The organism is Pseudoalteromonas sp. PAR1 (assembly GCF_947311895.1).
GTDB lineage: Bacteria > Pseudomonadota > Gammaproteobacteria > Enterobacterales > Alteromonadaceae > Pseudoalteromonas > Pseudoalteromonas lipolytica_C.
Genome location: NZ_CAMZMY010000026.1, coordinates 12,614 through 28,123, shown reverse-complemented (window position 1 = coordinate 28,123; position 15,510 = coordinate 12,614). Strand labels below are relative to the sequence as shown.

13 protein-coding genes are annotated in these 15,510 nt (G+C 40.2%); 9 read left to right on the top strand and 4 right to left on the bottom strand.

What is annotated here, in order from left to right:
* Both dnaN and dnaA read right to left on the bottom strand, forming a co-directional pair.
* Nucleotides 1-1,104 (bottom strand): DNA polymerase III subunit beta, encoded by a 1,104-nt coding sequence (gene dnaN, locus QL229_RS17545; protein ID WP_135923086.1) that lies wholly within the window; start codon nucleotides 1,102-1,104, stop codon nucleotides 1-3.
* 13 nt (nucleotides 1,105-1,117) lie between these two features.
* The gene (dnaA, locus tag QL229_RS17540; RefSeq protein WP_135923085.1) at nucleotides 1,118-2,518 is read right to left on the bottom strand and encodes a chromosomal replication initiator protein DnaA; all 1,401 of its coding nucleotides are present in this window, start codon (nucleotides 2,516-2,518) and stop codon (nucleotides 1,118-1,120) included.
* A 506-nt stretch (nucleotides 2,519-3,024) separates the two neighbouring features.
* Between dnaA and rpmH the strand changes: the two genes are divergently transcribed.
* From rpmH to yidC, 4 genes are all read left to right on the top strand, one after another.
* Nucleotides 3,025-3,159, top strand: coding sequence for a 50S ribosomal protein L34 (gene rpmH / locus QL229_RS17535; protein WP_008488847.1), 135 nt, complete (start codon nucleotides 3,025-3,027; stop codon nucleotides 3,157-3,159).
* A gap of 7 nt (nucleotides 3,160-3,166) precedes the next feature.
* A complete protein-coding gene (rnpA, locus tag QL229_RS17530) occupies nucleotides 3,167-3,589 on the top strand; it encodes a ribonuclease P protein component (protein ID WP_138557625.1) in 423 nt (140 codons plus the stop codon).
* A gap of 128 nt (nucleotides 3,590-3,717) precedes the next feature.
* Nucleotides 3,718-3,990 carry a membrane protein insertion efficiency factor YidD gene (gene yidD / locus QL229_RS17525; protein WP_054563758.1) on the top strand — a complete coding sequence of 91 codons (273 nt, stop codon included), beginning with the start codon at nucleotides 3,718-3,720 and terminating at the stop codon, nucleotides 3,988-3,990.
* An 8-nt stretch (nucleotides 3,991-3,998) separates the two neighbouring features.
* Nucleotides 3,999-5,630, top strand: a complete 1,632-nt coding sequence (gene yidC, locus QL229_RS17520; protein ID WP_281547239.1) for a membrane protein insertase YidC — start codon at nucleotides 3,999-4,001, stop codon at nucleotides 5,628-5,630.
* A 57-nt stretch (nucleotides 5,631-5,687) separates the two neighbouring features.
* Here the strand turns inward: yidC and QL229_RS17515 are convergent, their stop codons facing one another.
* Both QL229_RS17515 and QL229_RS17510 read right to left on the bottom strand, forming a co-directional pair.
* Entirely contained in the window at nucleotides 5,688-6,893 is a 1,206-nt protein-coding gene (locus tag QL229_RS17515) for a PepSY-associated TM helix domain-containing protein (RefSeq protein WP_281547238.1), read from the bottom strand.
* A 9-nt stretch (nucleotides 6,894-6,902) separates the two neighbouring features.
* Nucleotides 6,903-9,047 (bottom strand): TonB-dependent siderophore receptor, encoded by a 2,145-nt coding sequence (locus QL229_RS17510; protein ID WP_281547237.1) that lies wholly within the window; start codon nucleotides 9,045-9,047, stop codon nucleotides 6,903-6,905.
* 209 nt (nucleotides 9,048-9,256) lie between these two features.
* Between QL229_RS17510 and mnmE the strand changes: the two genes are divergently transcribed.
* The 5 genes from mnmE to rsmG all read left to right on the top strand — a co-directional run bounded on the left by mnmE (nucleotide 9,257) and on the right by rsmG (nucleotide 15,497).
* Nucleotides 9,257-10,621: a tRNA uridine-5-carboxymethylaminomethyl(34) synthesis GTPase MnmE gene (mnmE, locus tag QL229_RS17505; protein WP_138557628.1), complete on the top strand. Its 1,365-nt coding sequence runs from the start codon at nucleotides 9,257-9,259 to the stop codon at nucleotides 10,619-10,621.
* Between the two features lie 145 nt (nucleotides 10,622-10,766).
* Nucleotides 10,767-11,507, top strand: coding sequence for an isocitrate lyase/phosphoenolpyruvate mutase family protein (locus QL229_RS17500; RefSeq protein ID WP_281547236.1), 741 nt, complete (start codon nucleotides 10,767-10,769; stop codon nucleotides 11,505-11,507).
* A 586-nt stretch (nucleotides 11,508-12,093) separates the two neighbouring features.
* Nucleotides 12,094-12,543, top strand: a complete 450-nt coding sequence (gene mioC, locus QL229_RS17495) for an FMN-binding protein MioC (protein ID WP_281547235.1) — start codon at nucleotides 12,094-12,096, stop codon at nucleotides 12,541-12,543.
* A gap of 428 nt (nucleotides 12,544-12,971) precedes the next feature.
* Nucleotides 12,972-14,861, top strand: a complete 1,890-nt coding sequence (gene mnmG, locus QL229_RS17490) for a tRNA uridine-5-carboxymethylaminomethyl(34) synthesis enzyme MnmG (RefSeq protein WP_138557631.1) — start codon at nucleotides 12,972-12,974, stop codon at nucleotides 14,859-14,861.
* Nucleotides 14,862-14,876: 15 nt separating this feature from the next.
* Complete coding sequence (gene rsmG, locus QL229_RS17485) at nucleotides 14,877-15,497, top strand: 16S rRNA (guanine(527)-N(7))-methyltransferase RsmG (RefSeq protein WP_135923077.1); 621 nt, start codon at nucleotides 14,877-14,879, stop codon at nucleotides 15,495-15,497.
* Nucleotides 15,498-15,510 lie beyond the last annotated feature (13 nt).

Sequence of the window (15,510 nt, the reverse complement as noted above, 5' to 3'; positions counted from 1 at the left end):
CTATAAACGCATCGGCATAACAACATACATTGCTTCTTCGTCACCAGCACCTTCTATTAATGCACTACTATTTGAATCAGCAAGCGTGAAAACAACATCTTCTGTTTTTAGGGTATTTAAGACATCAAGAACATATGAAACGTTAAAACCAATTTCTAGCTCACCGCCTTGATACATTACTTCAACTACTTCCTCAGCTTGTTCTTGCTCAGGGTTGTTTGCCGTAATCTTTAATAAACCTTCAGACAAATTTAAACGTACACCACGAAATTTTTCATTTGATAAAATAGACACACGTTGGAAAGCACTGCGTAACCACTCACGATTAGCAGTAATCACTTTGTCACCACCACGCGGCAATACACGACGATAGTCAGGAAAACGACCATCAACAAGTTTACTGGTAAATGTGAACTCTGTATCAATAATACGAATATGGTTAGCACCAAATTGAATGGTTACTAACTCATCATCAGCTACCATTAGGCGCATAATTTCTTGCACACCCTTTCGTGGAATAATTAGCTGACGTTGTGTATTCAAAGATTGCGGTAATTGCTTTTGTGCAATCGCTAAACGGTGGCCATCTGTAGCAACCGTTTTTATGTCAGTGTTATCAACTTCAAATGACATACCATTTAAGTAATAACGTACGTCTTGATTCGCCATAGAAAAATGTGTGCTTTCAAGAAGCTTACGTAATTCTAAGCGAGTCAGTTGAAACTCAACTTCACCATCCCACTGCTCAAGATTAGGAAAGTCTTCTGCGGCAAGAGTTGTTAAAGAAAAGCGGCTTTTACCACTGGTTAGTAGCAATTGGTGATCTTGACTACTTAAAGTAAGGTCAGAGCCATCAGGTAAACTTTTACAAATATCGAGTAACTTTTTAGCCGGCAAGGTTAATTTTGTATCAGATGTGTCTTCACCGACAAACACACTCGCCACTAACTCAATTTCAAGATCGGTACCCGTCATCGAAAGTTGCCCGTTTTCTACAACTAACAGTACGTTCGATAAAATCGGTAAGGTGTGCTTACGCTCAATCGCACCAGACACTTGAACTAAAGGTTTTAAAAATTGCTCTCTTGATATTGTTATTTGCATAATAAAGTCGGCCTTAAGATGACAAGGTTCTTATTAAGTTTTGATAATCTTCTTTCACTTCGTGGCTTTCATCACGTAGTGATTTAACTTTACGACAAGCGTGTAATACAGTTGTGTGATCGCGACCACCAAAGGCGTCGCCAATCTCAGGTAAACTGTGATTTGTAAGTTCTTTTGATAATGCCATTGCTACTTGGCGTGGCCTTGCTACTGAACGACTACGGCGTTTCGATAGTAAATCTGACACACGAATACGATAATACTCAGCAACAGTGCGTTGAATATTATCTATCGTTACCAGTTTATCTTGCAGCGCAAGTAAGTCACGTAGGGCTTCTTTTACAAAGTCGATCGAAATTGGACGACCAGTAAAGTTTGCATTAGCAATAACGCGGTTTAACGCTCCTTCTAATTCACGCACATTTGAACGCAATTTCTTAGCGATGAAAAAAGCAACTTCATGGGGTAAGTTAATTTTACTTTGTTGGGCTTTTTTCATCAAAATGGCAACCCGCGTTTCAAGTTCTGGCGGCTCAATTGCAATGGTTAAGCCCCAGCCAAAACGTGATTTAAGGCGGTCTTCAACCCCTTCTATCTCTTTTGGATAGCGGTCTGAAGTTAATATAATCTGTTGATTTCCTTCAAGTAAAGCATTGAAGGTATGAAAGAACTCTTCTTGTGAGCGCTCTTTATTAGCGAAAAATTGAATGTCATCGATCATCAATGCATCAACACTTCGGTAATAACGTTTAAACTCTTCGATGGCATTATTTTGCAGCGCTTTAACCATGTCTTGCACAAATCGCTCTGAGTGCATGTAGACAATTTTCGCGTCTGGCTTATTAGCCATAATACCGTTACCAACAGCGTGTAATAAGTGAGTTTTACCTAAGCCCGTACCACCATATATAAATACAGGGTTAAATGCCGAACCTGGGTTATCTGCTACTTGAGTCGCTGCGGCTTTTGCTAATTGGTTTGATTTACCTTCAACAAAGCTATCAAAGGTGTAATTTTCTTTAATGTTTGATTTATAACCTGATTTTGGCGCAGGCTCTACCGCTGCTTTTTCAGGTTTTGGTTGGAGTTTTTCGGCAGTGTGCTGTGCACTCACTGGTGCGCTTGCTTCTGATGCAGCCGGTGCTGATGCCGCTTGGGCATTTAAAATTGGTTTACTACCTACATCAAAACGAAGTTCAGGCGCTTCATCACCACAAATTTCAACGAGTAGTTCATTAATACGGTTTAAGTACTTTTCTCTCACCCAATCTAAAACAAAACGGTTAGGTGCATATATAGTCAACGTATCTTCGGTACTTTCTGCTTGAAGTGGTCTTACCCACATACTGAACTGCTGTGAAGGCAATTCATCTTGCAATACATATAAACAACTTTGCCAAACCGACAGATACACTATTAAACTCCCAGAGATTTAATTATTATTCCCGTTCATCTTTAATGATGGAAAATCAAACATTTATAGCTAATATTTGACCAATATTTCTGGCCAAGACCGACTATTATGAAGGTACTTTATCCACAAGTACAAGATTGATTTTTATTTAAAATATGATCTCGCACAAAGAAAATAATAAACCATTGATTATTATATAAAATATTTTTTAACTCCGAATAGTGATCATAGCAAATTAAGGGGCAGATCGCGATCAAATTCTACGATCGAATTCGCTTTTCCCAAGCTTTTATTCACTTTTTATACAGAGGCTGTGGAAAACTTCTTATTTATGATGATCCTATATGATCACAAAATAAGATCCTTTATAATTACGGCCTCTGCAGCGTTTTAATGATTGACTTTTGTTGTCTTCATCTATAATATCTCGCGCTCGCAATGGCACCTGTGCCAGGATCGCGACCTGCATAGGATGTTTTAACCTTAACCGATCGGATGGAATTGTTATGAAAAGAACTTTTCAACCTAGCGTTTTAAAACGCAAACGTACACACGGTTTCCGTGCTCGTATGGCAACAGCAAATGGCCGTAAAGTATTAGCTCGTCGTCGTGCTAAAGGCCGTAAAGTTCTTTCTGCTTAATATATAAGTGGAAGACTTTAGCTTCAGCAGGGAGTTACGTCTGTTAACTCCCTCGCATTACTCTCGAATCTTTAATGAACCAGCACGCGCTGCGACTCCTTTCTTTACCCTATTAGCTAAACGCAATGACCAAACTAATCCTCGATTAGGTCTTACGGTCGCCAAAAAACGCGTTAAAAAAGCCTGTCAACGTAATCGAATTAAACGACTTGCTCGCGAAAGTTTCCGTTTAAATCAACATAAACTCGATAACATTGATATTGTGCTTATGGTTAAAAGTGGTATAGATGAACAGTCAAACGAAGAGCTGACAAAACAACTGAATAAATTGTGGCGAAAAATAAATGAGCGCTGCAAGCCAGGTGCGCCAAAACCACCACCATTCAAAAAACGCCCCAAGAAATCAGCTAATTCTAATAATCAAGCTTGATAGCAATAGAATTACAGGCTTAATTAAGGTATCTTTAGCTCACCTTTTAATCATGCATTTAAAATTCTTCGCTAGGAATTTAAATTCATGGTATCCATTGACTAAATTAACGCAGGGGCTGACACATCATGAGGTTACTTAAACCACTTGTTGCTATTCCAAAGCGCTGTTTAGTCATGTTAATTCGAGGCTATCAAAAATGGATAAGCCCGTTATTAGGCCCGCATTGTCGTTTTAATCCAACCTGCTCTAGTTACGCAATTCAAGCAATTAATTTGCACGGAAGTGTAAAAGGCAGTTGGTTAGCTGTTAAACGCATATTAAAATGCCATCCTTTACATGCTGGTGGGGATGATCCCGTACCGGCAAAAAATCATATTAACCACCAACACGAGAAATAAGAGCTGTTATGGAATCGCAACGCACGTTTTTATTAATCGGCTTGATGCTTGTTTCGTTTTTATTATTCCAAGAATGGAATAACGACTACAATGCACCAAAAGCTGATCCAAGTGCCACAACACAAACACTAGGCGCAACTACACCAGAATCTGATGACTTTATTCCAGCATCATCTGACGGTGAAGTACCTGCTGCTACAACAGCAAAGCGCTCAGTTATCGATGTAACAACTGATGTATACACTGTTAAAATTGACACCCGTGGTGGTGACATTATTGAAGCAGACCTACTTCAGTACGAAGAGACAAAAGGCAGTGATACCCCTTTCATGCTACTTGGTGAGTTTGATGGCAACCAATACTTCTCACAAAGTGGCTTAATTGGTTTAAATGGCCCAGATGCAACTGTTGCTGGTCGCCCTGTTTATAAAACCACTCAAAAAGCGTTCACTTTAAATGGTGATGAACTGCGTGTACCACTTGAGTTTACCGACAGCAAAGGTGTGACGTTTACTAAAACCTATATATTCAGAAAAGGCGACTACGCTGTAGGTTTAGAGTACACAGTAAACAACGTAACAGCTGATCCAATTCAAGTTCAGTTATACACGCAAGTAAAACGCACAGTACAAGAAAAAGGTAGCTTAGTAGATCAAAACTACTTAGGTGCAGCATACGGTACTGAAGAAGAGCCATACGAAAAGTATAGCTTCTCAGATATGGCTGATAAAAACCTTAACATCACCACAGCTGGTGGCTACATTGCATTTATTCAACACTACTTCGTAAGTGCATGGGTACCTAAGCAAGATCAACAAAATACCCTTTACAGCAAGTTAGTAGCTGGTAATGCGGCAATTATTGGTACTAAGGGTGAAGCAGTTAACGTACAAGCAGGTACGCAAGCGACACTTACTTCTACTTACTACATGGGCCCGAAAGAGTCTGATGTACTAGAAGCGATTCACCCAGACTTAGACCTAACTGTAGACTATGGTTGGTTGTGGTTTATCTCACAACCATTATTCGTACTACTTAAGTGGTTACACAGCATCCTAGGTAACTGGGGTCTAGCTATCATTGCAATCACGGTTATCGTTAAAACAGCAATGTACCCGCTTACTAAAGCACAATACACGTCAATGGCGAAGATGCGTGCCTTACAGCCTAAAATGGCTGCACTAAAAGAGAAGTATGGTGATGACCGTCAAAAATTCGGTCAAGCGATGATGGAAATGTACCGCAAAGAAAAAGTGAACCCTATGGGTGGCTGTTTCCCACTGTTACTACAAATGCCAATCTTCTTAGCATTATTCTACGTATTCTTAGAATCAACTGAGCTACGTCATGCTGAATTCATTTTATGGTTAAATGACTTATCAGCAATGGACCCATACTACGTATTACCGGTTTTATTTGGTTTAAGTATGTTCATCACTCAAAAGCTGCAACCTATGACAGTTACTGATCCTATGCAGCAAAAAATGATGACCTTTATGCCAGTAGTATTCTCAATTTTCTTCTTATGGTTCCCATCTGGCCTAGTACTTTACTGGTTAGTATCGAACCTTATCTCAATCGCACAGATGCTAATCATCTACCGCGGTATGGAGAAAAAAGGTATTAAGGTAAGAGGCTAAACTCTTAACCCAACAAAAAAGGCGCTAATTAGCGCCTTTTTTAATACCTGAAAAAATTTAACCGAGGATAGGAGAATAAACCTGATTAGGCACACTACGCTCAGTAAAGCTCAAACTTGTTGTTAGTAGCGAAGCAACCACCAAACCGATTGCAATCCCCCCAGATACTCCAAGCCACTTTACAGCTGTTGTTTTACGCTTAACCCTAAGCCAACTCATATAAATGCCAGCAGCACTTATAAAGCTCATCAACGCACCAAACAACCCCCAAATAAGTTTAGTACCAACTCCTGCAAAGTTACCAAAGTGCAGCGGATCAGCGGTATCTGAAATTCGGGCTACAATAGGTAATTGTTCGCCTATTTGTATACCTAGTAACTCACCCGAGCTTGGTTTTAAATAAACACGGTTAGCACGCAGACGCAGTAAAATATCATCGTTATAACCACGCACTTCAATAGGCTGATCCGCTTTATTTGGATAACGAATATAGCGAATATCAAGGCTCGGAAACGACTGTTGAGCGGCTTCATAAGCTGCAGTTAAGCTAATTGGCGGTATATCTTTACGAGGGCTTTGTTTTTTAAACTCACTTACCGCTTGTGGCGCAGAAACAGTATGCGACACTTTAGCTGTTTGCAGCCCATGCTCTACCAGATACCAAACACCTGTAATGGCCATCACTGCGATAAACCATAAACTCCAAAGCCCTAACAGTTTGTGCCAATCAGCCCAACTACTGCGTTTATCAAGACTAAGCGCAGCAGGCTTTTTCATAAAACCTTGCCACCAGCGCCGATACACATAAAAACTCGAAACCAATAAAATAACGAGTAACATACTCAAACTGGTAACGATTAATTTACCCGTCCAGCCCATCGACAAATTCATATGCCAATTACGTAAAAACCGCGATATCCGCGCCCACTCTCCTTCACCAAGTAAGCGGCCCGTTGCAGCATCTAAATAAACAAAACGAAATGAATCACCGACTTTAAGAGCCGCTTCAGTGGCAAAGTAATCTTGTTTATGACGTTGGATATAAAGTAATTGACCCTGTGGATAATGCTTATTTAGGGTGTTTTCGATAGCCTGATAGTTAGTCGAGGCTGAAGAAGATAAAGCACGATACTTAGCGTCTGTTAAGTATTCGAGTTCATGACTTAACGTAGCGAGTGTCCCCGATACGCAGGTAACAAAAAGCAGGACTCCTACAAAGAGTCCTGCCCAGGAATGTAAATTAAACCAACTTTTAGCGTTCACACGCCACCATTAAAAGCTGTATTTAGCACTTAAATAGACACGGCGTGGTTCACCAGGAAAGTGCCCTGTTCGCTCAATAAAGCCACTGCTTGCGTATTCTTTATCAAACAGGTTTTTAACTGATAATTGCCATTGCCAGTTATCAACGGTTGTTTGCCACGCCATGTTGTAAATCGTATAAGGTTTAACACGTTGACCGCCTAAACTAAGCTGTTCATCAACATAATCTAAGCCAGCAGAAATAGATGACGATAAGCTAGGTAACTCATAGCGTGTCCAGATACCTAGGGTATTTTGCGGCACGTTGGCAAATTTATCGCTATCAGGAGTTTGGTTACGAATGCTGTCGTTTGCTTTAGTAATACGGGTATCATTATAGGCATAGCTTGCAGTAACCACCCAACGCTCAGTGATGTCACCCACTACTTCGAGTTCAAAACCTTTACTTTGTACTTCACCAACGGCAACTAAGTCATCAACACCATCACCCGCAACATCACCTAATAAACTAGGTTGCAGGATATTTTCACGCACAATATCGTACATAGCCATATTAACAGCAAGCGTGTCATCTAATAATTTGGTTCTTAAACCTAACTCATTAATACGGCTAGTCTCTGGCGAGAAAGGGCCACCCTTCGCAGTTTCTTGATCACTGGCACTTTGCGGCACAAACCCTGTGCCATGCAGTGCATAAGGGAAGAACATATTGTTAATGTTATAGCTGGTACCAATACGGTAAGTTAAATCGCTATCAGAAAACTCGGTTTGATTTAACAGATCTTTATCTTCAAAACGGTCATATCTTAAGCCAGCTGTGATGCTCCAATTAGCGGTGATATCGAGCTGATCTTGCAAATACGCGCCAAAGCGGGTGCTATTCGTTTTCCCAAGCCTTGGTGTAATACTATCAAGATCATAATCATCGGCAGAGGTTAAACCATATTCAGGATCGTTAAGATCAAGACCAGGAACTGGACCACCTTTACTTTGCTGCATAGCTGTACGGTAAACACTTTCAAAATCATGTTCATACCAGTCACTACCAAACAGTACTTGATGCTGCATGTCGGCAAATGCAAACTCCGCAATCGCATTGGCAGTTAAACTAAAGCCGTTGTTCTCACGTACTTGATCACGAAACTCGCGATGACTCCAATCAACAATTCCATCACCGTTAGTATCTACTAGACCTCTTGGCTCATGGTAGTTTTGCACTTCTTTGTTATCAAAATAGCGTGCCGTGACATCTGTACGCCAAACATCATTAAAATCGTGTTTTAAAGTCGCCTGATAAACATGCGCTTCAACATTTTGAAAGTCTGTTGCCTCGTTATGGTTCCAGCTAATGTCAGTTAGAAAATTGCCATTATCATCAGCAGGGACACCACGTAAACGTGCCCCACCCAACTCCTGCTCTATATAGGTATACTGCGTGGTTAATTCAGTTGCACTATTTATAAGCCACGTATATCCAAGATCAACAATGGTATTATCGCTGCTAGTATTTGCACGGAATGGTTTTTCAGTATCACGGTAGATACCAACACGATAAGCATGGTTATCAAGTGATTCACTCAGCGTTCCAGTGCTTTCTAATGCACCACTGAAGAAATCATCATTACCCACTTCAACTTCAATACTGTGCTCACTGGTGAATTTAGGCTTCTTAGTTACATAGTTAATAATACCGCCCGGATTACCGCTACCATAAATAGCGCCAGCAGGGCCTTTTAAAACCGCAACTTGTTCGATATTAAATAACTGCGGCACAGCAAAACCATTGAAAGGGTCGCCCTTTACGCCATCATATAAAATCTCATCTTGGCGAAAACCACGAAATGTCACGCCGGAATAACTAAAGGCATTAACACCAGCAATATTGCTATAAAGGTCGGTAATTTGGCGAGCAGCCTGATCATTAATCAGCTCCTGCGGCAAAATTTGAATTGACTGAGGTATTTTTTCTAACGGTGTATTAGTACGAGTAGCAAAACTTGACTCAGTTGGTCGATATAAAGAAAACGCACGGCCAACAACTTCTATTTTTTCGATCTCTTTAGAATCGTTTTGATCAGTAGAAACTTCAGTTTGAGCATGGGCAACGCCCGAAAAACCAGCAGCAAGTGCAATAAAAACAGCAGAAAGACGCATAATAAAAAAGGACACAATTAAGAATGCCCAACATGGTAATGAATATAATTATCATTTGCAATGGCGATTTATTATTAATTAAAGCTAAATAAAGTATTACTTACATCAAACTTTTGCTATTTCATTACTCAAACAGCTATTCGCATGAAATTAAGCCATAGGTTACAATAGAGCCAGCATTCATTCTTTTAGTGGCATTATTTCATCGCATGATTAATCAAGACACAATTGCAGCACAAGCGACCGCACCAGGACGTGGTGGGGTTGGTATTATTCGCGTCTCTGGCAGCTTAGCTAAAACAGTGGCAGAGCACATTATTGGCCGTTGTCCTAAAACACGTTACGCAGACTATGTGCCATTTAAAAGCTTGAGCGGTGAACAGCTTGACCAAGGTATTGCTATTTACTTTCAAGGTCCAAATTCATTTACCGGTGAAGACGTACTTGAACTACAAGGTCATGGCGGCCCTGTTGTACTTGATATGCTATTAAAAGAAATTAGCCAAATTGACGGTGTACGTTTAGCAAAACCGGGTGAGTTCTCTGAGCGCGCATTTATGAATGACAAGCTTGATTTAACTCAAGCAGAGGCAATTGCTGACCTTATCAATGCAACCAGTGAACAGGCAGCAAAAAGCGCCCTACAATCACTGCAAGGTGAATTTTCTAAACATATCGAAACGCTGGTGGAAAAAGTCATTCACCTACGTATGTATGTAGAAGCCGCGATTGATTTTCCTGATGAAGAAATCGACTTTTTATCAGACGGTAAAGTTTCAGCAGATCTTGATGCCATTATTGAGCAACTCGATAATGTAACTCAGCAAGCTAAACAAGGTAGCATCATGCGTGAAGGTATGCGTGTTGTTATTGCGGGTCGCCCTAACGCTGGTAAATCAAGTCTACTCAATGCATTAGCTGGCCGTGATGCAGCCATCGTTACCGAAATAGCAGGTACAACACGTGACGTATTACGTGAACATATCCACATTGATGGTATGCCACTGCATATTATTGATACCGCAGGCCTACGTGAAAGCCCAGATAAAGTAGAGCAAATTGGTATTGAGCGCGCATGGGACGAAATTAACCAAGCCGATCGCGTACTATTTATGTTAGACGGCACAGATACATCAGCCACTGATCCCCATGATATTTGGCCAGAGTTTATGGCCAAGTTACCAGAGGGAATGGGTGTTACTGTGATCCGTAATAAAGCCGATATTTCCGGCGAAAGTGTCGGTATGGATGAGCATGATCAATATCCTGTGATCCGTTTAAGTGCTAAAAATGCTGAAGGTATAGAGTTAGTTCGTACTCACTTAAAGGCATGTATAGGTTTTCAAGGGGCAACTGAAGGTGGCTTTATGGCACGCCGTCGTCACTTAGATGCACTGGACCACGCAGCCTATCATTTAAACACCGGTAAAGAGCAACTAGAGATGCATATTGCTGGTGAGATCTTGGCTGAAGAGTTACGCCTAACTCAACAGTTCTTAAATGAGATAACGGGTGAATTTACTTCTGATGACTTGCTAGGGAAAATCTTTAGTTCGTTCTGTATCGGTAAATAAATTCCGGTCATCAATATTATAAAAAAGAGTCGCAAGGCTCTTTTTTATTTTTAATCCAGCAATCAATTATCGGTTCAGGGCCGAAACCAGCCAGTATTAAACTCAATTTCAATTAGTCTAGTGATGTCATTAAACGGAGGACATCATGGACAAATATCAACTCTTTCACCAATTACACCACCAGCAAAGCGGCTTTATACTTGCTAATGCGTGGGATCTTAGTTCAGCACAATTCATCCAAGCTGCGGGAGCTAAAGCTGTAGCAACAACTAGCTGGGGTATTGCGGCAAGTTTAGGATTAGCTGATGGTGAAAACATCTCTTTTAAAACTCAATTAGCACTGGTTAAAAGCTTAACCGAACACCTTCATATTCCACTCTCTGTCGATATAGAATCAGGCTACAGTAACGATCCGCTGCAAATTAGCGAAAACGTTTTAGCGTTAGCAAGATTAGGAGTTGTAGGCATCAACATAGAGGACTCAGATAAAGACACTAACGCACTGAGATCTATCGAACAGCAATGCACTATTATTAGTGAAATAAAGAAAGTACTTAACGAAAATGGCTTCGGTGGTTTATTTATAAACGCCAGAACCGATACCTACTTTGTTAGTGACTCCCCTTTTCAAGCAACATTAAAGCGAGCAAAAGCGTATCAAAATGCAGGTGCAGACGGTCTGTTTGTGCCCGGCTTAACTAACATAGAGCACATAACCAGCTTAACAAACGCGATAGATATGCCACTAAATGTGATGGCAATGAGCAATTTTAACTCAGCAAAAGCGGCTTTCGCTGGTGGCGCTAAACGTTTTTCATTGGGTAATTCGCTCTATGATCTAGTGGGTAATACAATTAAAAGCACCTTAATTCAGCTCGAAAGTTAACTTCGTAAACAAAAAAATCAGATCAAAACAGCTTTTAAGATCGAGTTTGTCTAAAAATGTTATCCACATTTGGGGTATTTTTAGATCTGAAAGCTGATTTGATCATAAAAAATCGCTGATATTTGAGCTCGCTGATGATCAACAGCCATTTTTTATAATTAATTTTCTTAAAAACGGCCTTTATATGTGCTGTTTTAAGTTTTTTTCGATCTATTTTATTGATCACAATTTACAAACCGATCGTTATCAACAAGCGATCTATCCACAAAACGATCACACTCAGCACGACTCACAGATCTAACCAACCTTTCTCTTTGCGACAGCTAAAGATCAATAACTTAGCAAAGTTATACAGTTTACAAAATCAAACTTGATCAGAACTTTCCCCAAAATTATTAACAGCTTGATCAAAGGGTTAAACTCGCTAAAAATTAAAAAAAACTATTAAAAACAGCAAATTGTAAAAACAAATAAGTTTAAGTACGTATTTTAACCATAAAAACTTATTCAGTTCGTAATTCAACGCTTTACTCACACCCTAACTTAGTTATCATGTGGCCACTTATTTCTATACATGATCAATCACATGCAATCAGTAAATATCATCGTTGGCAGCCAAATGGGATCTGCAGAATACGTGGCAGAGCAACTAGCAGAAGCCCTTGAACAACAAGGGATCCAAGTCCAGCTTCATGAACAGCCTGTATTTGATGATATTGATCAGCAAGATACTATTTGGTTGTTATGTACTTCTACATACGGCGCGGGAGACTACCCAGAGAACCTACTGCCATTTGTTGAGTCTATTAACCAACAAGTTGATCTAAAAGAATTAAACTACAGTGTGGTCGGTTTGGGTGACACCAGTTACGACACCTATAACTATGCAGCTCGTAACCTAGATGAGTTATTAGCAAGTAAAGGTGCAACACGCGTGGCAACGCGCTTAGAGCTTAATATTCTTGATGAAGAACTACCCGAGGACACAGCATTAGCTTGGTTGCCAAGCTGGATCGAAGCTGTGGGACTTAATTAAGCCGATCGATGATGATCGTGTTTTAAAAGTTATCAACAATTTACTGATAATTTAGATCGAATTGTGGATAAACACTGATCTAACTGCGATTTTAAGGTAGTTTATCCCTTGGATAAGATCCACCCGATATTGCCCTGTGTATAAATAGGCCTTTTGATCAAAGCTTGTTCCCCGTAAGATCCGATCATATTAACACCTTTAGATCTGCGTTAAGATCATGTTTTAAATAGTAAAGCAAACATTATCAACAGATCTAGCCGTTACTAGTAGTAAAAGTAATAAAAGATCTCTTTAAAAGATCCTTTATATTATTAGAGATCACCCACTTAGATCTTGAGTACTGTTTAATCATTTATCTTCTCTAAATTTCTAGGTAGAATACGCTCCCTTTACAAAGTTTTGCTGGTCGATTAAGTAGGATCCCATAAATGATTTTTCACGAACGTTTTGATGTTATTGTTGTAGGTGGTGGACATGCAGGTACTGAAGCTGCATTAGCATCTGCTCGCATGGGCATGAATACCCTATTGCTAACTCATAATATGGATACCCTTGGTCAAATGTCTTGTAACCCGGCAATTGGCGGTATTGGTAAAGGCCATTTAGTAAAAGAGATCGATGCTCTAGGTGGTGCTATGGCGCAAGCAATCGATAAAGGCGGTATTCAATTTCGTACTTTAAACTCATCTAAAGGCCCTGCTGTTCGTGCTACACGTGCACAAGCTGACCGTGCTTTGTATAAAGCCGCTATCCAACACACTTTACAACATCAAGAAAATTTAAAGATCTTCCAGCAATCATGTGACGATCTGATTGTTGAAGGCGATCGTGTAATGGGTGTGGTAACACAAATGGGTCTTCGTTTTAGTGCCCCATCAGTTGTACTTACTGTAGGTACTTTTTTAGGTGGTCAGATCCATATTGGTTTAGAGAATTTCAAAGGGGGTCGTGCTGGTGATCCACCTTCAATTGCACTTGCAGAGCGCTTGCGTGAATTACCATTTCGTGTTGATCGCTTAAAAACAGGCACGCCTCCTCGTATTGATGCACGCACTGTTGATTTTAGCAAGATGCAAGAACAGCCAGGTGATACTCCAACGCCGGTATTCTCGTTTATGGGTAAACAGTCAGATCACCCACAGCAGATCCCGTGCTACATCACCTATACAAATGAAAAAACTCATGATGTGATCCGCAACAACCTACATCGTTCACCTATGTATTCAGGTGTTATTGAAGGTATTGGTCCTCGTTACTGCCCTTCAATTGAAGATAAGATCGTACGTTTTGCTGATAAAGACAAACATCAAATCTTTGTTGAACCAGAAGGTTTAACATCATACGAATTATATCCAAATGGTATCTCGACGAGTTTACCGTTTGATGTACAACTTGAAATTGTGCAATCAATCACTGGTTTTGAAAATGCACATATTTGTCGTCCTGGTTACGCAATTGAATATGATTTCTTTGATCCGCGCGACTTAAAACAGTCATTAGAAACTAAGTTTATTAATGGTTTATTCTTCGCAGGCCAAATCAATGGTACAACGGGTTATGAAGAAGCTGGCGCACAAGGCTTAATTGCTGGTATGAACGCGGCATTACAAGTACAAGGTAAAGAGTCTTGGACACCACGCCGTGATGAAGCATACACAGGTGTACTAATTGACGATCTAGCAACATTAGGTACTAAAGAACCGTACCGTATGTTTACTAGCCGTGCTGAATACCGTTTATTACTTCGTGAAGACAATGCTGATATTCGTTTAACTGCAAAAGGTCGTGAACTTGGTTTAGTTGATGATGCTCGTTGGGCTGCCTTTAACGAAAAAATGGAAATCATCGAAAAAGAAACGCAACGTTTAAAAGAAACGTGGATCCACAAAGATCACGTTGCTGTCGATCAAGTAAATGCGTTATTAAAAACGCCACTGACTCGTGAAGCGAGCCTTGAAGATCTGATCCGCCGTCCTGAAATTCGTTATACCGATTTAATGGCGATCGATGGTTTAGGTTCTGAGTTTGATAACCAAGCTGCACTTGAGCAAGTTGAAATTCATACTAAATACGCAGGTTACATTGCTCGCCAACAAGACGAGATCAATAAGCAATTGCGTCATGAACAAACTGTATTACCAAAAGACTTTGATTATTCTACTGTTTCTGGTTTATCAAATGAGGTTATTGCGAAGCTTACTGATAGTCGTCCAGATACAATTGGCCAAGCATCGCGTATTTCAGGTATCACCCCTGCTGCTATTTCGCTATTATTAGTCTATCTGAAAAAGCAAGGCTTACTGCGCAAGACTGCGTAGTTGGTGAGGAATACAGTGTTACAACAACAATTAACTTCACTGTTAGCGCAAACTGAAATTGCGCTAACAGAAAAACAGCAACAACAACTTGTGCAATATGTTGAATTATTAGACAAGTGGAACAAAGCGTATAATTTAACCTCTGTTCGTTTACCTGAAGAGATGATGGTTAAGCACATTATGGATAGCTTAGTTGTTGCACCACACCTTAAAGGCAAACATTACATCGATGTAGGAACGGGTCCTGGTTTACCGGGTATCGTATTAGCTATCGCCCTACCTGATACACAATTTATTTTGTTAGATAGTTTAGGTAAGCGCGTACGCTTTTTGATGCAGGTAAAACATGCACTTGGCCTTGAAAATGTAACCCCAGTGCAGTCTAGAGTTGAAGAATATCAACCAAGTGTTAAATTAGATGGTGTATTAAGTCGTGCATTCGCCTCTTTACAAGATATGGTTGACTGGTGTGCGCACTTGATTGATCATTCAGGCAAATTTATCGCTTTAAAAGGCGTATTTCCGAGCGAAGAACTAGACTCATTACCTAAAGGTATTAAGTTTGACGAAAAAATCAGCTTGGAAGTACCTGAGTTAGATGCGCAAAGACATCTAATCATTCTATCTAAAGACTAGGGATCAGAGCACT